The organism is Stenotrophomonas sp. YJH_SMC_130, assembly GCF_059369035.1.
In genome coordinates this window covers 155474-172659 of record NZ_JCAFSH010000003.1, presented here as the reverse complement: position 1 = coordinate 172659, position 17186 = coordinate 155474, and the positions used below count along the sequence as shown (strand labels likewise).

The 17186-nt window shown below is 67.8% G+C and carries 13 protein-coding genes; 4 read left to right on the top strand and 9 right to left on the bottom strand.

Features of this window, described 5'->3' with window-relative positions; genetic code table 11:
* Position 1 precedes the first annotated feature (1 nt).
* The gene (locus tag AC5P5V_RS07140; RefSeq protein ID WP_061478158.1) at positions 2–784 is read right to left on the bottom strand and encodes a D-alanyl-D-alanine carboxypeptidase family protein; all 783 of its coding nucleotides are present in this window, start codon (positions 782–784) and stop codon (positions 2–4) included.
* Between the two features lie 123 nt (positions 785–907).
* On the opposite strand from AC5P5V_RS07140, the gene AC5P5V_RS07135 reads away from it, so the two are divergent.
* On the top strand, positions 908–1474 hold the full coding sequence (locus AC5P5V_RS07135; RefSeq protein ID WP_061478157.1) for a GIY-YIG nuclease family protein: 567 nt from the start codon (positions 908–910) through the stop codon (positions 1472–1474).
* A gap of 7 nt (positions 1475–1481) precedes the next feature.
* On the opposite strand, the gene AC5P5V_RS07130 is transcribed toward AC5P5V_RS07135, so the two are convergent.
* A complete protein-coding gene (locus AC5P5V_RS07130) occupies positions 1482–1625 on the bottom strand; it encodes a hypothetical protein (RefSeq protein ID WP_181357937.1) in 144 nt (47 codons plus the stop codon).
* A gap of 98 nt (positions 1626–1723) precedes the next feature.
* On the opposite strand from AC5P5V_RS07130, the gene AC5P5V_RS07125 reads away from it, so the two are divergent.
* A complete protein-coding gene (locus AC5P5V_RS07125; protein WP_134969488.1) occupies positions 1724–2635 on the top strand; it encodes a LysR substrate-binding domain-containing protein in 912 nt (303 codons plus the stop codon).
* Here the strand turns inward: AC5P5V_RS07125 and AC5P5V_RS07120 are convergent.
* Together AC5P5V_RS07120 and AC5P5V_RS07115 are read right to left on the bottom strand one after the other, a co-directional pair.
* Complete coding sequence (locus tag AC5P5V_RS07120) at positions 2619–3335, bottom strand: ABC transporter substrate-binding protein (protein WP_231352346.1); 717 nt, start codon at positions 3333–3335, stop codon at positions 2619–2621. The genes AC5P5V_RS07125 and AC5P5V_RS07120 overlap by 17 nt on opposite strands.
* Positions 3336–3607: 272 nt before the next feature.
* Complete coding sequence (locus AC5P5V_RS07115; protein ID WP_134969337.1) at positions 3608–4447, bottom strand: arylamine N-acetyltransferase family protein; 840 nt, start codon at positions 4445–4447, stop codon at positions 3608–3610.
* Positions 4448–4649: 202 nt separating this feature from the next.
* Here AC5P5V_RS07115 and AC5P5V_RS07110 point away from each other — a divergent pair, with 202 nt between their 5' ends.
* The gene (locus tag AC5P5V_RS07110; RefSeq protein ID WP_134969336.1) at positions 4650–7238 is read left to right on the top strand and encodes a methyl-accepting chemotaxis protein; all 2589 of its coding nucleotides are present in this window, start codon (positions 4650–4652) and stop codon (positions 7236–7238) included.
* Positions 7239–7282: 44 nt separating this feature from the next.
* On the opposite strand, the gene AC5P5V_RS07105 is transcribed toward AC5P5V_RS07110, so the two are convergent.
* Positions 7283–9805 carry a PepSY domain-containing protein gene (locus tag AC5P5V_RS07105; RefSeq protein ID WP_231352345.1) on the bottom strand — a complete coding sequence of 841 codons (2523 nt, stop codon included), beginning with the start codon at positions 9803–9805 and terminating at the stop codon, positions 7283–7285.
* A 205-nt stretch (positions 9806–10010) separates the two neighbouring features.
* Complete coding sequence (locus tag AC5P5V_RS07100; RefSeq protein WP_231352344.1) at positions 10011–12569, bottom strand: TonB-dependent receptor plug domain-containing protein; 2559 nt, start codon at positions 12567–12569, stop codon at positions 10011–10013.
* Between the two features lie 280 nt (positions 12570–12849).
* On the opposite strand from AC5P5V_RS07100, the gene AC5P5V_RS07095 reads away from it, so the two are divergent.
* Complete coding sequence (locus AC5P5V_RS07095; RefSeq protein ID WP_134969248.1) at positions 12850–13770, top strand: bifunctional helix-turn-helix transcriptional regulator/GNAT family N-acetyltransferase; 921 nt, start codon at positions 12850–12852, stop codon at positions 13768–13770.
* Between the two features lie 99 nt (positions 13771–13869).
* Here AC5P5V_RS07095 and AC5P5V_RS07090 read toward each other — a convergent pair whose 3' ends face one another.
* From AC5P5V_RS07090 to cutA, 3 genes are read right to left on the bottom strand one after another with little or no spacing between them, the layout of a single operon-like run.
* Positions 13870–14436, bottom strand: a complete 567-nt coding sequence (locus AC5P5V_RS07090; protein ID WP_134969249.1) for a TlpA family protein disulfide reductase — start codon at positions 14434–14436, stop codon at positions 13870–13872.
* Positions 14433–16814, bottom strand: coding sequence for a protein-disulfide reductase DsbD family protein (locus AC5P5V_RS07085; protein WP_231352343.1), 2382 nt, complete (start codon positions 16812–16814; stop codon positions 14433–14435). The genes AC5P5V_RS07090 and AC5P5V_RS07085 overlap by 4 nt, the downstream gene beginning before the upstream one ends.
* Positions 16811–17149 (bottom strand): divalent-cation tolerance protein CutA, encoded by a 339-nt coding sequence (cutA, locus tag AC5P5V_RS07080; RefSeq protein WP_005419675.1) that lies wholly within the window; start codon positions 17147–17149, stop codon positions 16811–16813. Before cutA ends, AC5P5V_RS07085 begins: the two co-directional genes overlap by 4 nt.
* Between the last annotated feature and the right edge of the window lie 37 nt (positions 17150–17186).

Genomic DNA, 17186 nt, shown 5'->3' with positions numbered 1-17186 from the left:
GTCAGCCGCCGGCCAGGGCGGCGAATCCCGCGGCCAACTGGTCGCGCACCAGTGCGTCGCGCGCGTCGCGGCTTGCAGAGCCCAACACCACGGTGATCAGCCGTACCGGCTGGTCCCGCCCGGGTACTGGCCGGCACGCGGTGGCGGCCAGGCAGAAGCCTGCGGCCTGGGTGTAGCCGGTCTTCAAGCCGTCCACGCCGTCTTCGCCGAGCAGGGCGTTCTGGTTGCTGCGGTTGAAGCTGCCATGGGCGAACGCGCGCTGCGCGCTGATCGCCAGGATCTGCGGATGATCGTTCAACAGGCGGGCGGCCAGCACCGCCATGTCGCGCGCGCTGGAGACATGGTGCGGTGTGGTGATGCCGGACACGCTGGCAAACCAGGTGCTGCGCAGCCCGAGCTGGCGTGCGTGCCGGTTCATGCGTTCCAGGAATGCGGCCTGCGATCCGTCCAGGTGGCGCGCGATCGCCAATGCAGCGTCATTGCCGGACACCACCATCAACCCTTCCAGCAGGCGCGCCAGGGTGATTGTCTCGCCGGGCACCAGGCCCATGTGCGTTTCATCATCGGCCACGGCATGCACATCGTCGGCGGCGATGGTGACCGGGTCGTCCCACGAGCGTCCGTTCTCTTCGACGCACGCATAGGCGGCGTAGGCGGTCATCAGCTTGGTCAGCGATGCCGGTTGCCGCGCGGTTTCAGCGTTGTGCTGGTGGATCACCGCAGAGGTTGCCGCTTCCAGGGTGATGGACGAAATCGGTAGGGGGGCGGGCGCAGCAGACGGCATGGCGGGCGGAGATGGCAGCGACAGTCAGCAAGAATAGTTCGTGCCGGCTGCACGAAGCCGCACTGCCGGAGCGCTGCAGCGTGCACGGTTGCGCCCGGGCTGAGGTGGAGGCAGCCTGCGCACATGCAATCGGATATCCGCATCGACGGTCGTGTCTTTACCTACGTCTTCCCGTGTGCGTGGGAGGACTACGCGAAGATCGGCTTTTCACGTGATCCGCTCGGACGCATCAGCGCATTGCATCGGCGCTGGTTCGAGTTCTTCGACCTCGATGCCGGTGCGCTGGTGGAAGCGGAGGGCGAGCGTGATGCACGTGATCTGGAGCTGCAGCTGCGTTCGCCGTTCAAGGCGCACCGCGCACCGGCACCGATGACGATCCAGCACAAGGCTGGGGGTCGTACTGAATGGGTACGTGGTGCCAACCAGGCCTTGTCGCTCGCAATTGCTGCGTTGGCTGAACAAGGCTATCGCTGTTATCCGCTGAAGGCATGGCTGCAGGCGGCGATGCGCCTGCGCATGGACCGGCTGCACGACTGGGCCGTGGTGCAGCTTCCGGAAGAGGAAGGCCTGCGGATTCCCGGTGGCCCCGGTGAGGGCGTGTTGCGTGACACGCTCGACGGTTGCCGGGCACTGGATATCGATCCAATGCCCTGGCTGCCTGAATACGTCCAACGCTGGTACACAGGTTGAGCCGCGTTCAACGGGTCCCCGGCTGCTGAACCGGCGTGGCCGGTTGCGCCGCGCACGCAGGGGCGGCGGTGGACGGGCTGGCCAGCTGGCGTGCCAGCTCGGTGTTGGCCACATGGCCGTGCAGGAACAACAGGCTGCCGAAGATGTTCATGAGCGTGCCTCCACTTGAGTGGATTGCACGATACGGGCAGCATGGGCGGGCAAAAAGCGACATTTCCGCAAGCATGCCTTGAGAGGAATTCAAGCCTGATGTCCCGTCCGCCCCTTCATGCCCTGCAGGGTTTCGTGGCCGCCGCGCGGCTGGGCAACCTGTCACGGGCAGCGGCGTCGATGAATCTGACCGTCAGTGCGCTCAGCCATCAGATGCGCCAGCTGGAAGAGCGGCTCGGGCAGCCACTGCTGGTCCGCCAACCGCGTGGCGTCGCCCTCACCCTGGAGGGGCAGCGCCTGCTCGACCAGGTCGGCCCGCATCTGGATGCGATCAACGAAGCCTTCCAGCCCTATGCGGCCCGCGCCGAGCACGTGCTGACGATCAGTGCGGTGCCGTCGATGGCGTCGGCGTGGCTGGTGCCGCGCCTGGGTCATTTCGTGGCTGAGCACCCACAGATCGAGATCAACCTGCAGTCGAGTGAGCGCCTGATTGATTTCGAGCGGCAGCGCCAGTTCGACGCCGCGCTGCGGCTGGGCAGCGGGCAGTGGCCGGGCCTGGTGGTTGAGCCGCTGTTCGACGAGTGGCTGCTGCCGATGGCGAGCCCGGCGCTGATCGAACGCATGGGAGGGATCGACCGGGTGCCACTGAACCAGTGGCCACTGCTGGGGGACCCCGATGGTGCGTGGGGGGCCTGGTTCGCGTTGAGCGGGCAGACCCCGCCGTCGCGCTTCATAGCGGTGCTGGATGATTCGGAGGCACACCACCGTGCGGCGCTGGACGGGGTGGGCGTGGCGCTGGGGCGGGTGACGCGGGCGCGCTTGTTGCTGGATTCCGGCCAACTGGTTGCGCTGTCCAACCTGCGCCTGAAAACCGCCTGGCCGCATTGGCTGGTCTACCCGCAGCGTTCGGCCCGCCACCGCGGCTTTCTTGCCTTCCGCGACTGGCTGCACGCGCAGGCTGCCGAACACGTGCGGCACATGGCGGACGCTACACTCATCGCACCAGCGTGACCGCCTGCCCGGCGCGCGCGAACGCCTCCTCCAGCAGCGAGCCGGCCTTGATCGCCTCCACTTCCTCGAACAGCGCCTGCAGCGCGTCGGCGGGGCGGGATGCCGGCGCCGCCACCGCCTGCTGGATCGCGGTGAAACGGTCGGCCAGCACGCGGTGGCCGGGATGCGCCCGCGCCCATGCTTGCAGCGGCTGGCGCACGCCGGCGGCGGCATCCAGGCGCTGCAGATCGAACAGGGTGATCGCAGCCGCCGACGACTCGGCCCGTTCGATCGTGGCGTGGCGCAGTTCGCGGTTGAGAAACAGATCGTAGGCTGCACCGCGGCCCACCGCGATGCGCAGCCCCTCGCGGTCGAGGTCGGTCACCTGCTGCGCGGGACTGTCCTCGCGCACCAGATAGGTGCCTTCGATCTCCACGTACGGAGCACTGAAGGCGATGCGGTCGGCGCGTGCCGGATCGATGGCCAGGAAGGCCAGATCCCAGCCGTCTTCGCCTGCCGCAGCGACCACCGAGGCTGCGGCATCGTGACAGGTGAAGCGTGCCTGCACACCCAGGCGCTGCGCCAATGTCGCGGCCAGCTCCACCGACGGTCCGCGCGGCGAGTGCGCATCGCCCTGCGCCAGCACCGGGTTGCCCAGGTTGATCGCCACGCGCAGGAAGCCCTGCGGTGCCAGCGCACTTTGGTGATCGGCCAGGGACATGCAGGACTCCGCGAGGAAAGGGGCACCCAGCATGCCAGCACTGCCCTGCAAGGGGTGTCATGCTGCACGACTGCAGGATGGCCTACCTTCCGTTTGCCGACGAGGCCGCAGGTGTGGGCATGGACTTGGAGGTGAGCCTGGAACGTGGCCGGGATCTGCGACAGTGAAGGCAACCGGATTGCGTTGCAGGCGCGCGCGGTTCCGTAGAGCCGAGCCCATGCTCGGCTGCTGTTGACCCAGCCGCCCAAGCTCAGCCGGGCATGGGCTCGGCTCTACAAGGTCGCGGCGCGTGAGCGCTGCAGCCAGTCGTTGATCGCCGGATCGAGCCGCGGGTCTTCGGGCAACTGCATGCCAAAGCGTTGCTGCAGCACGTCGCGCACGTCGGCAACATCGTGCAGCGGACGCTTGTCCGGTGCCTGGCCGGGGCGGTACTCGGTGTAGTTGCCGCTGCCGATGGTGCGTCGCCAATCTGGCCCGGTCAGCGACGCGCGCAGCTGGCCGGGGAAGCTGGAGTCGGGATGGGTGCACACGTACCAGTTGCCCACCACGTTGTCGATCGGTGCGGGCACGTGCAGGTCGAAACGGTACATCGCCCGCCAGCCGTCACCGGATTCGGCGTACAGCACGAAATCCCCCTCGCCGGGCAGGCGCTGCAGCAGGTACCGCTCGTGAGGCGTGGCCTGCGGCTGCGGATCATTCAGCCGCAGCGGCACGGTCGGGGTCAGGCTGCCGAAACCGGCATCCACCAGCCAGTCATCGCCGTCCACCTGCACGCGCAGCAGCAGGTGGGTCCGTGCGGTCAGTTCGCCGTCATGGGCAGCCAGCAGCACGCGCGCGCTCAATGGCTGCGCATCGAAGCCCAGCGCCTGCAGCAGCGCCAGCAGGCCGCCATTGAGTTCGAAGCAGTAGCCGCCACGGCGCTCGTCCAGCAGCTTGCGCTGCACGCTGTCCAGGTCGATCGGTACCTCATCGCGCAGCAGGCAGCTGAGGGTCTCGAACGGCAGCAGTGCGTTGTGGCGCTGCTGCAGCAGGGTCAGGCCGGCCAGGGTCCGCGGTGGCGGCGCATCCAGCTGCAGGCGCTGCAGGTAGCGAGGGACATCGAGCGTCGTCATGGCGGCACCGGGCGGGAGGGGAGGTCCACTGTGCTCCCCCAACCGGGGTTGAGGTCAAGGGTGCTGGTCGTGTCACGCCAGCGTCGCCTGCACCCGGTACAAAGGCCGCGTCCGCCCGTCACCGCTGGGCCAGGACGACGAAAGTTCTAAAGTTGCCTTGAATCCGGCCGATACAGGTGCGTCCTTCTGCCTGGAGTCTGTCATGTCGGCCGTTGTCTCCCACCTCCGGTCCCTGCGCACGCGGCTTGCGGCGCTGCGCCCGGCGTCCTCCGGCCTGCTGCTGTGGCTGCAACCGCATCGGCTGAGCGTAGCCAACAAGCTCAAGGCGACCTTGTGGGTCTGTGGCCTGGGACTGGTCGCAATCGCAGCCGTCTACGCCTGGACCGGGCATGCCAGCACGCAGGCTGCGCGCAGCCAGGCAAGCTACCAGCGCGGCAGTGACCTCGCCGCGCGCCTGGCCACGCGGGTGGCCGAAGCGCGCCGCCTGCAGATCCAGTATGCACGCAGTTTCGATGATGCCGACCGCGCGCAGCTGCTGGCCACGCAAAAGGCGCTGCAGGACGATCTGCGGGCGCTGCGCACGATGCCGATGGATGCAGGCCGGCGCAAGGCCCTGCAGGCGTTGACCGAAGCTGCAGGCGCGTTCTCGCAGGGTGTGGCCGCCCTGTTCGAACGGGTCGACGAGATGGGCCGTGGTGAGGCCGGCCTCGCCGCGCAGCTGCAACAGGCTGCAGACACGCTGCAGGGGCAGGTGGATGCGCAGCAGCGGGATGCGCTGGCGTTGTCCCTGCAGAAGATGCGGCGGCAGGAGGCACTGCTGCTGCTCGACGGTGATTCCACCCACGCCGACCGCGCCAGCGAAGAAAAGCTGCCGTTCGATCTCGCGCTGGCGGGCCTGCCCGCGGATGCGCAGGACACCCTGCGCACCGGAATGGAGGCGTATCAGGCCGCATTGCTGGGGTATACCGCTGCCCGTGTCGGCCTGGATGTGGAAGCGCAGTCGCTGCTGGATACCGCTGCGGGCGTAGCGCCTGCGCTGGCCGCATTCCAGCAGGCACAGGCCGCGGCACTGGCCCGTGCCCAGGCCCGCCAGCAGGCTGGTGCGCGCACGATGAGCGTGCTGTTTGCATTGACCGTGCTGCTGGTCGCCGGTGTGCTGATCACCAGCCTCGTGCTGGTGCTGCGTGCAGTGCGCCAGCCGATCCAGGACACCCTGCACTTCGCCAGCGACATCGCCGACGACCGCCTGGACACCACCCTGCGCGTCTACAACGCCAACGACGAGATCGGCCAGCTGGCCCAGCGCCTGGTCGACATGCAGCAGCGCCTGCGCGCGCGTATCGAGACCGAGCGTGCCGTGGCGCGCGGCAACACCCGGGTGCGCCAGGCATTGGACAGTGCGCAGACCGGCTTGATGGTGATCGATGCGGAAGGGCAGGTCGCCTACGCCAACCCGGCACTGCTGCAGCTGCTTGACCTGCGGAACGAGGCGCTGGTGGGCAGCGACGCGGTACGCCTGCATCCGGCGTTGGCCAGCCTGGCCGGCGTGCGCCAGCGCGAAGAGCGCGAGATCGGCCATGCCGGCACGCGTTACCAGCTGATTGCCAACCCCGTCATCGATGACGGGCAATTCCTCGGCGTAGCGGTGGAATGGCGCAGTCGAGCGCTGGAGACCCTGCTGGAAACCGAGGTCGCTGCGCTGGTCGATGCTGCAGCACACGGTGACCTGCACGGTCGCATCGCGCTGGAGGGCAAGCAGGGCTTCGTGCGCACGTTGTCGACCAGCATCAACCGCCTGCTGGCGACGTTTGAAACCAACCTCGGCGACCTGCAGGCATTGTTGGCCGCGCTGGCTCGTGGTGACCTCAGCGTGCGCATGGAGGGTGAGCTGCAGGGCGTGTTCGCGCGCATGCGCGATGATGCCAACGCGACGGTCGCGCAGCTGGGCCGCATCGTCACCCGCATCCAGCACGCCACCTCCAGTCTCGATACCGGCGTTGGCGAGATCGTTGCCGGTCATCAAGATCTGTCACAGCGCACCGAGCAGCAGGCCGCCAACCTGGAAGAGACCGCCGCTTCCATGCACGAACTGACCGATACGGTCGGTCGCAATGCTGATGCCGCAGGCCGTGCCGACGCGCTGGTCAAGGGTGCGGCAGCGGTGGCGCAGCGCGGCGGCGAGGCTGTCGGCCAAGTGGTGGCGACCATGCAGGGCATCAGCGAGGCATCGCGGCGGATCGGCGACATTACCCAGCTGATCGACGGCATCGCCTTCCAGACCAACATCCTGGCGCTGAATGCGGCGGTGGAAGCGGCGCGTGCCGGTGAGCAGGGCCGCAGTTTCGCCGTGGTGGCCGCGGAAGTGCGCCTGCTTGCACAACGCAGCGCAGAGGCGGCCAAGCAGATCAAGGGCCTGATCGAGGATTCGGTGGCGCGTGTGGGACAGGGCAACCAGCAGGCCGAACAGGCCGGCACCACGATGGGCGAAATCGTCGGCAGCGTGCAGCAGCTGGCCGACCTGCTGGCGGCTATCCGCAGTGCGTCGCACGACCAGCATGCCGGCATCGCACAGGTGAACCAGACCATCGTGCAGATGGAAGCCAGCACCCAACGTAACGCCAGCCTGGTGGAAGAGGCCGGTGCCTCCACGGCGCAGATGCAGGTCCAGGTGCGTGCCCTGGCCGAAGCGGTGGGCGCATTCCGTTTGCAGTCGATGCCGCAGGCGCGCGCCGCGGCGGCCTGGTCAGCCGAGCGTAGGCTCGGCGCTACATCGGTTGCAGGAACACTGTAGAGCCGAGCCCATGCTCGGCTCACACCAGCGTTCGGCGGCAGGAATCAATACACGTCGCGGCGGTAGCGCCCGCTTTCCAGCAGCGTTTCCACCGCTTCATCTCCCAGCGCGGTTCGCAGCACCTGGTCCACGCCTTCGGCCATGCCCTGCAACGACCCGCAGACATGGATCACCGCACCGCGCTGCATCCAGTCGCGCAGCGTTCCGGTGGCCGCCTGCAGGCGATCCTGCACATAACCGCCGTCGCCATCGCGCGAGAACGCCAGGTCCAACCGGGCGAGATGGCCATCGGCCTGCCACGCTTCGATCTCGTCGGCGAACAGGAAATCGTGCGCACGCTGGCGTTCGCCGAACAACAGCCAGTGCCCGTGTTCGCCTGCACGGGCGGCTTCGCGCAACAGGCTGCGCAGCCCGGCGATGCCGGTGCCGTTGCCGATCAGCACCATCGGCGCGCCAATGACGCGATGGAAACCGGGATTGCGATGCACGCGGGCGACGATGCCGGCATCGATCGGCGCATGCAACGACAGCCAGCCCGAGCCCAACCCGGCTCGACCGGAGGCGTCATGCACCAGCCGCACCACCAGCTCCACCACGCCATCATCCGTGCAGGAGGCGATCGAATACTCGCGACTGGGCAGCAGCGGCAGCCCGGCCAGCCACAGGCAGGCATCCTGCACCGCCAGCGCAGCATCGGCCTCGGGCAGCTCGCGTTCACTGGCCAGCGCCAGCAGCGTGCGCGGATGGCCATCGACCAGCAGTGGCTGCAGCGGATCCAGCCCATGCGCCTTCAGCACGGCACCGGCGTGCTGGGCATTGTGGCGGGGCGCGATGTGCAGGATGTCACCCGCCTGCCACTGCACGTCGGCCGGTGCGGCAAGACGGATACGCCAGATGGCTCCGCCGACGCTGCCAGGGTTGAGGCGGTCGCGGCCGAGCAGGCGCCACTCATGCATCTGCGTAGCCGCAGGCAGCACGCTGTCATCGGTGACGATGCCGGTGAGCGCACCCAGCTCCTGCTGCCACCGGCGCAGCGCCGGGACCGAGGCGGCATCGACGTCGACGCGCTCGAACAGTGCACGCGCGCCGTTTCCGATCAACCAGCCATCGACCCGGCGGCCGAAGCCGCAGTAGTGCGGGTACTGGCGGTCACCCAGCGCGAGCAGGCCGAACTGCAGGCCCGAAAGGTCCAGCGCTTGTGCCAGCAACTGCCGCGCTGCGCGCCGGGCGGCATCGGGCGGCTCGCCGTCGCCGAAGGTGCTCAGCACGAACAGCGCGCTCGATGCATGCAGCAGGAGCGCGGCATCGATGCGCGCCAGCGGCAGCACCCGCACCGCATGGCCGGCCGCCTGCAGCTGTGCCGCCGCGCGCCACGCCAGCTGTTCGCCCAGTCCGCTCTGGCTGGCATGCACCACCAGCCACGCTGCGTTGCCGGCATCGCTGGCCGGCATCGGTAGCGCCTGGCGCAGCCCGCGCGCGGCACGCTGGCTGCGGCGGCGGTCCAGGTACAGCATCCAGCCGGTGATGAAGAACAGGCTCATGCCCAGGCTGCTGAGCATCACCACCACGCGGCCGGGCACACCGAAGTAGCTGCCCGAATGCAACGCGAACACACTGGTGGCCAACTGTCCGCCCGCGCCCTGGCGTGCGTACGGACGGGCATCGAGAACGGCACCGCTGGCCGGATCGAGCTGCAGCAGGTCATGCGCACGATCGTGGTGGCCGCCGCGCTGCGACGGATCACCGGCCATCACCCGAACATTCAGTGCCTGTCCGGGCTTCTCCGGCAGGCGCAGGTCAATGAAGCCGGCGCGCACGCCCGGCAGCGCGTACAGCGTGGCTTCAATGCGGTGCAGGTCCAGCGACGCATCGGTGGCAACCTGGTGCTTGGCCGCCGGTGGGACGCCCAGCAGCGTGCTGGCCGCGCTGCGATACCCGTCGAACGACCACCACAGGCCGGTCAGCGCACTCATCAGGTAGATCAGCAGCACCCAGGTGCCGACTACCGAGTGCAGGCTCCACAGGAAGCCGCGCCCGCTGCGTTTCCACTCCACTGCCAGCCAGCTGCGCCAGTGCCACCAGCGTCGTGGCCAGCGCAGGTAGAGGCCGGACAGGGTGAAGAACAGCAGGGCGATGGCACAGCTGCCGGTGATCCACTTGCCGCGTTCGCCCGCGGCAAGGTGGCGATGCAGGTCCTCGACGAAGTCGAAGAACGCCTGGCCGCGCAGGGCGCTGAAGCGCTCACCGCTGTACGGGTCGAAGTACACCCAGTGTTCCCTGCCACCGGCAAAGCGCGCCACCGACGGCCGCTGTCCGGTGGCATCGATACGCAGGCGTTGCAGGGGGCGTTCGCTGCCGGCCTGGAGCAGCGGCACCAGTTCACTGAGTGCAAGGGGAGGCTGCCCGTCGGCATGGTGCTCGGCGATCTCGGCAAAGCCGGGATTGGCGGCGCGCAGCAGTTCGTCCTCGAAGGACAGCGTGGCGCCACTGAGGCCCATCACGGCCAGGACGGCACCTGCGGTGATGCCCAGCAGCCAGTGCAGTTGGAACAGGACGTTCTTGAACATCGAAGAAGGAGGGCCCGGGAGGCTGCCGCCCGCATCCTGCGCAACAGCAAATGAGAATTAGTCGCGGAATTCTCCGTGGCGCGTTGGCTGCGGTCAAGCCGTTGGACAGAGGCCGGGCTGTGCCTGGCCTCTGCCCCCGTCGCGGTGTACTTGGACGCAGAGACGCAGCCTTCCCTGGCTGTCGTCCCGGGTCTTCACGCAGGGCTCAGAACTTCCAGCCTACCCGCGCGTAATAGAAGCCGCCGTTGAATCCATAGGGCGAGTGCACGGGGTACTGCGCGCCGGCCACCCCGCTCCAGGGGTTGTCGGCCGGCGTGCGGTCGAACAGGTTCTGCGCGCCGAGGCTGAAATACAGGCCCGAATCGAACTTCCAGCCCACCTCTGCATCCACGATCAGCGCGCTGCCGTCGTAGATCGGCAGGCCCCCGTCCTCGGCGGAGATCACGCCGCTGTCCAGATGGTCTTCGTACCAGCTGCTGTAGTAATTGAAGCGCAGGTTGGCATGGAAGATCTGCCGCTGGTGGTGGATGCTGAAGTAGCCCTTGGTCCTGGGCAGCGATTTCTCCAGCTTGTAGACGCGGGCTTCGTCGATGAAGTCGGTGTCGTAGCGATCCACCCTGGTGCGGTTCCAGTTGGCGGCAAGCGAGTAGGTGGTTACCCCGCCGAAGTGATCGCTCTTGAAGCTGGTCACCAGATCCACGCCGGTCGTGGTGGTATCGAAGGCGTTGCCGAAGTAGGTCACCTGCGAAATGGAGGCGGCCTCCGCATTGCCGCCGGCCACCAGCGCCGCGCGCTCTTCCGGGGTGACCGCAAAGCTGGTGCTCAACGCGATGCGGTCTTCCACCTTGATCTGGTAGCCGTCCAGGGTGATCAGCCAGTCGCCCGCGGTCCACACCGCTCCCAGTGACACATTCCTGGACTCTTCCGGACTGAGCGGCTGGGCGCCCTTCAGTTGCGCGATCGGGTTGGTGGGCGGAAGCGTGGCAATGTCCTCCAGCGCGGTGCCGCCGAACACGGTGCTGATCTGGCTGACGTTGGCTTGGCCGGGAGTCGGTGCGCGGAAGCCGGTGTTGTAGGCACCGCGCAGGGCGAAGTGCTCGTTGAAGTCGAAACGCGCGGTGAACTTGCCGGTAGTGGTGCTGCCGAACGAATCGTAGTCCTCGTAGCGCAGCGCACCGGCCAGCAGCAGCTTGTCGGTGAGCTGGGCTTCCAGGTCGGCATAGGCCGCCCAGTTGCGGCGATCAAAGGTGCCGGCGGTGCGCGTGCTGAAACCATTGAAACCGTTGGAGCCAAGCGCGAAGCCCTGTTCGGTCAGCGGGCCGATGGCGGTGGATGGGCCATCACCGGGGCTGATCCTGAAGCTCTCCTCGCGCCATTCGGCGCCCATCGCCAGGCGCAGCGGCTGGCTGCTGAAGCTGGCCGGTATGTCCCGGCTTACGTCCACGTTGAGGTTCTTTTCGGTCTGGGTGTTACCGCCGGGTCGGAACAGCAACCCGGCCGGCTGGTCAGGCCCGAGCGACGCGTTGACGGTGTTGTAGATGGTGAATTCAATATCGTTGCGGCCCCATGAGCCGCTTACGTCCCAGTACCACTGGCCCCACGTGCCCTTGGCGCCAGCGAACACCGAAGCGTCCTCCAGTTCGCCGCCGAAGCGTGGGGTGAAGCCACCGGGCAGACTGGAGAGGAAGGTGAAGCAGTTGGCCGGCAGCGCACCCACGGCGCCACTTACGGTGCTGTAGGGCAGCAGGCTGCCGGCGCCGTCGCGCAGGGCGATGGAAGGGCAGCTGCCCACGCCGGTCAGGTTGCCCACCAGCAGCGTCTCCCCCCCATCATTGGAGTACACGCCCGAACGCGCGGTGGGGTCGCGGTAGTAGAACCCGCCGTCCACCTTGCGCTTGGCATAGTTGCCGAACAGGTAGAACTCCACGTTTTCGGTGTTGTAGCCGAGGTTGGCGACCAGCTTGAGGTCGTCGTCCACCTTCGGCGATCCCCAGATCTGCGCCGGGTCGTTCACCCCGGGGTAGCCGGCCGCCGCCACCGCGGCGGCATCATCGCGCTGCACGCTGCGCGAAGTGTCGTCGGCCTTGCGCCACTCAGCCGTCAGGGTGGCGAAACCGTGCTCGGTCAGCGGAAGGCCGATCTGCGCCGAGTACTGGGTGGTAAGCCCGTCGCCCTTGTAGTACTGCCCGGCGAAGACCTCGGCAGTACCGCCTTCGCGCAGCTTCTTCAGGCCGAAGTTGAGCACGCCGGCGATGGCGTCCGATCCATACTGCGCGGCGGCACCGTCGCGCAGGACGTCGACCTGCTCCAGTGCCAGTGACGGGAACACCGAAAGGTCAGGGCCCTGCGCACCATCGGAGAGGCCATGGCCGAGGAAGGTGATCACCGCCGAGCGGTGGAAACGCTTGCCGTTGACCAGCAGCAGGGTGTTGTCCGGCGGCAGGCCACGCAGGTTGGCCGGACGCACCAGGCTGGCCGCATCGTCGATGGGGATCGTGCTGACGTTGAAGGAAGGCACCAGCACCTTGAGCTGGTCGAGGGCGTCGGTCGCGCCCTGGTTGCGGAACTCTTCACCGCTGATGATGTCGATCGGCACCGCCGACGACGACACCGTGCGCGGTTTGGTGCGGCTGCCCAGCACCGAAACGGTATCCAGGGTGGTGGCCGCGTCGGGCGTCGTCGATGTGCTGCTGTCCTGCGCCCATGCAGCGGGGCTGGTGGACAGCAGCGCGGTGGCGAGGGCCACCATTACTGCGGATGCCAAGGGCGTGATTGCGTCTGGAGCCCGAACACTTCTGCGAATTCCGTGTTTCATGCATGCACCCTGCAGTCGATTTGAGTGGTTTGTCGGTCAGTGGTTCATCCTGTTGGTTCTCCTTGCAGCCAGGGCCCTGGTCGCTAAACGTAGAATTAACAGAACGTAAACCGTACCGCAACGGATCTTTCGATTTAAGGTGCAAACTCGCGGAATGGATCGCAGAACAGTCTCATATGTATGCTGAAAGCACGTAGTATGTGCTTCAGGCAACCATCAGGAATGTCCCGTGTCTACGCTCATTGCCGATCCCGTTGCACAGGTCCGAGCCTTCAACCGCTTCTACACCCGCAGGATCGCCGTGCTCGAGGAGCGGTTGCTGCACAGCGACTTCACCCTCACCGAAGCGCGGGTGCTGTTCGAACTGGCGACGGGCCAGGGCATCACAGCTGCGCAGCTGGGCCATCAGCTGGACCTCAACGCGGGCTACCTCAGCCGGCTGTTGAGCGGGCTGCAGGCGCGCGGTCTGGTTCAACGCGAGCCATCGGTGATGGACGCGCGCGCGAACCGGCTGGTGTTGACCGAGGCGGGCCGGGCCGCCTTCGCACAGCTGGATGCAGCGTCCAGCGAAAGCATCGGTGCCATGCTGGGAGATATCAGTGAAGCGGGATGCCAGCGCCTTCTGGAGGCGATGGGACACATCCAGGCGCTGCTGGGAGGTGCATCGTCGGGTTGCGTGCTGCGCGATCCCCGCCCCGGCGACATGGGCTGGGTGATCCAGAAGCACGGCGCGCTGTATGCACGCGAATTCGGGTGGAACGCGGAGTTTGAAGCGCTGGTGGCCGACATCGTCACCCGCTACCTGCGCGAGCATGACCCGCAGACCGAGCGCTGCTGGATCGCCGAACTGGATGGCACCGCGGTGGGCTCGGTGTTCGTGGTCCGGCACGACGCGCACAATGCCAAGCTGCGGCTGCTGCACGTCGATGCCAGTGCGCGCAGGCGGGGCATCGGGCAGCGGCTGGTGGAGGAGGCGATGAGTTTCGCGCGCGCGGTGGGCTACAAGCGCATGGTGCTGTGGACCAATGCCGCGCTCACCGAAGCGCGCGGCCTGTACGAACGGGCCGGTTTCGAGTTGATAGCAGAGCAGAACGAACAGCTGTTCGGCCAGCCGCAGGTGTCCCAGCTGTGGGCGCGCCCGCTGGTCTGATGCGATCGGCCGCAGCGCATGCTGCCTGGACCCGCATGCTGCCGGCGCAGGACGTTCTCCAGCAGGTCGTTGAGTGGCACCTGCACCGCCGACGCAGGCCTATGGGGCGGCCCATGCCTCGATCTCGCCGTGGGCGAACGGTCCCAGCTTCGCTTTTACCATTCGCCCCTGCGCATCGAACAACACGCTGTAGGGCAGCAGGCCTTGCGCGTTACCGAGCTGCACGCTGGCATCGCGCGGGCCCGGTGTCTCGATCACGATCGGGTAGTCCACCGGCACCTGCTGCAGGAAACCGCGCACGTCGTCCGTGGTGTCCAGCGCCAGACCCAGCACCTGCACACCGTTGTCGCCCTGGGCACCGGCGAAGCGCGCCAGTTCGGGCATCTCTTCCACGCAGGGCGCACACCAGCTGGCCCAGACGTTGATCAGCAGCGGCCGGCCGGCGAAGCGATCGCGCAGGACCAATGGCTGACCCGCCAGGTCAGGCAGTGTCAGCGCGGGCAACTGATCGCCCACCTGCAGCGTGGGCTTCATGGCCGTCGCCCTGGAAGCCGTCGCTGGCGCGGCAGGTGATGATGGGCCGGGTGCCAATCGATGCCCGGCCCACAGGCCGAGGCCGGCGGCCAGCACCGCTGTCCACAGCAGCGCTGGCCGTTGCCACTTCATCGTGCGGTGCGCAGCAGCGCTTCCTCGACCACCGCCTGGGTCAGCAGGGTCGGCAGCACGGTCGGCGGCGCGCCGGGGCCGTACACCACGTACAGCGGTACGCCCACCGCCTTGTGCTCTTCCAGGAACGTGGTGATCTGCGGGTCGACGTTGGTGTAGTCACCGCGCATGTACACCGCATTGGTGCGCTTGAGCAGTTCCTTGAACTCCGGCCGTGACAGCACCGCACGTTCGTTGGCCTTGCAGCTCACGCACCAGTCGGCGGTCATGTTGACGAACACCACGCGGTTGTCGGCGCGCAGGCGGTCCAGCAGCTGCGGCGAATACTCGACCACGTTGTCGCTGGCGGCCTGTGCGGCCCTCGCCGGCGGTGCCAGCTGGGTCACGCCCCAGGCCGGAACCAGCGCACCGATCGCCAGCAGCACGCCGAGCAGGGTCCCCGCACGCGAGCCGGTCCAGCGGTTGCGTTCAAACAGCCACAGGCCGAACGCGAACAGCAGCAGGCCGCCCAGCACCAGCGCCATGCCGTCCACGCCGCGCTGCTTGCCCAGCACCCACAGCAGCCACAGCGCAGTGGCGTACATCGGGAAGGCCAGCACGTGCTTGAGCGTTTCCATCCACGGGCCGGGCTTGGGCAGGCGGCGTGCCAGCGCTGGCACGAAGCCGATCAGCAGGAACGGCAGCGCCAGGCCCAGGCCGAGGAACAGGAACACGGTCATCGCCTTCAGCGGCGGGGCAATGAAGGCGTAGGCGATCGCACCGCCCATGAACGGGCCGACGCAGGCACTGCCGACCACGCAGGCCAGCGCACCGGTGAAGAAGTCACCGGCCGGTCCGCTGCGGCTGGCCAGCGACTGGCCAAGGTTGCCGATGCCGCCGCCGAGGGTGAACACGCCGGACAGGCTCAGGCCCACCGCGAACATGATGTAGGCCAGTGCCGCCACAACGCCCGGGTGCTGCAACTGGAAGCCGATGCCGACGGCGTTGCCGATCGCGCGCAGGCTGACCATCAATGCGCCGATCACGGCGAACGCGACCAGCACGCCCAACGTGTACCAGAGCGCGTGGCTGCGGGCGCGCTGCGGGCTTTCGCCGCTCTGCGCCAGGCTCAGCACCTTCAGCGACAGGATCGGCAGCACGCAGGGCATCAGGTTCAGCACCAGTCCACCGGCCAGCGCCAGCAGCAGCACCCAGACGAACGAACGGTCCGGGTTCGGGGTGGTCGCCGGCGGACGCGTGCGCAGCGAATTGTCACCACGCGCGTCGGTGGCGAACGCGTTGCCTGCGCCCTGGCCGCCCGTGGCGGCGGGAGTGGCGTTGCCGTCGTTGGGTACGGTCGGCAGCAGGCGCAGCGGTACGCCATTGGCGGATTCACGCGGCGTACCGGCAGCGCGCAGCGCATTGACGGCTTCCTCGCGCACTGGCGCCTGGCCGGTGCCGGCGTTGAGCTTGCCGGCCGGAATCGACAGCTTCACCCGACGGGTCATCGGCGGGTAGCAGATACCATCGGTCTGGCAGCCCTGGAAGGTCACCACCAGGGTGCTGTCGACCGCATCAGTGACGGTGCGGCGCAGCGGCAGCGGCACTTCCACCTGGTTGAAGTACACCGAGACATCGCCGAAGTGCTCGTCGCGATGCGACTGCGCGGCCGGCCAGCGCGGCTTGTCGGCGAGCACGCCGGCGCTGCCTTCCAGCTTCAGCGAAGTGCGGTCGCGGTACAGGTAGTAGCCGGGTGCCGGGCTGAAGCGCAGCAGCAGGGTGTTGCCGTCGCTGGCGATGGCATCGAAGCCGAACGCCTGTTCCGACGGCAGCGGCAGCGCCTGGCTGTTGTTGGCCGCGCCCGGCAGGCGCAGGCCACCGCTGTTGCCGGCACCGGCCAGCGGGTTGTTGAACGGACTGGCGGCACCGGTACGCGCGGCAGGCACCGCCGCCGCCGCGCCGGCACCCGGGAGGGTGACCTGCACCACGCGCTTCTGCGGCGGGTAGCAGACGCCGGCATCGGCGCAGCCCTGGTAGCGTACTTCCAGGCTGATGGTGCCGGCGGCGCCCGTCGGCGTGCCGGGCAGGGTGGCCTGCAGGCGCTCCCGATAGGTTTCGACCTCGCCGAAGAAGTCATCGTGGTGCCTGTCACCCTTGGGCATCTGCAGCGTGCCGGCATTGAATGCCGGATCCGCCTTGACGCTGGTGCGGTGGCGATACAGGTAGTAGCCCGGTGCGATCTTGAACTGCAGTTGCACCTGGCCCCGTTCGGGGGCCGTGGCGGTCAGCGCGAACGCCTGGTCCACCGGCAGCAGGTCCTTCTCATCCAGGGCCAAGGCCGGCAGCGAGAGCCACAACAGGGCGCACAAGGCAGCGCCACGCGCAAACAGAGTCTTCAATCAGTGTCCTCCCGGGTCTGTGCCCGGATCCAGTCCAGATACGCCGGCAGGCCGGCCCGGGTTTCGACCGCGATGCATTCCGGGAGTTCATACGGATGCAGTTCGACGATCCGCGCGATTGCGTCATCGACGCGGCTCGCGGTGGTCTTTACCAGCAGCTGCAGCTCGGCATCTGTGGTCACCTCGCCCTGCCAGCGGTAGGTGGACTGCGCGCCATCAAGGCGGGTCACGCACGCGGCCAGGCGCTCGCCGACCAGCGCGTGCGCAATGCGCTCGGCACTGGCCCGGTCCGGGCAGGTGGTCAACAGCAGCAGGACGGGATCGACGGTCGGCATGACCGCCGAGTATAGGGCCGCCGCCGGGTCAGGGCCC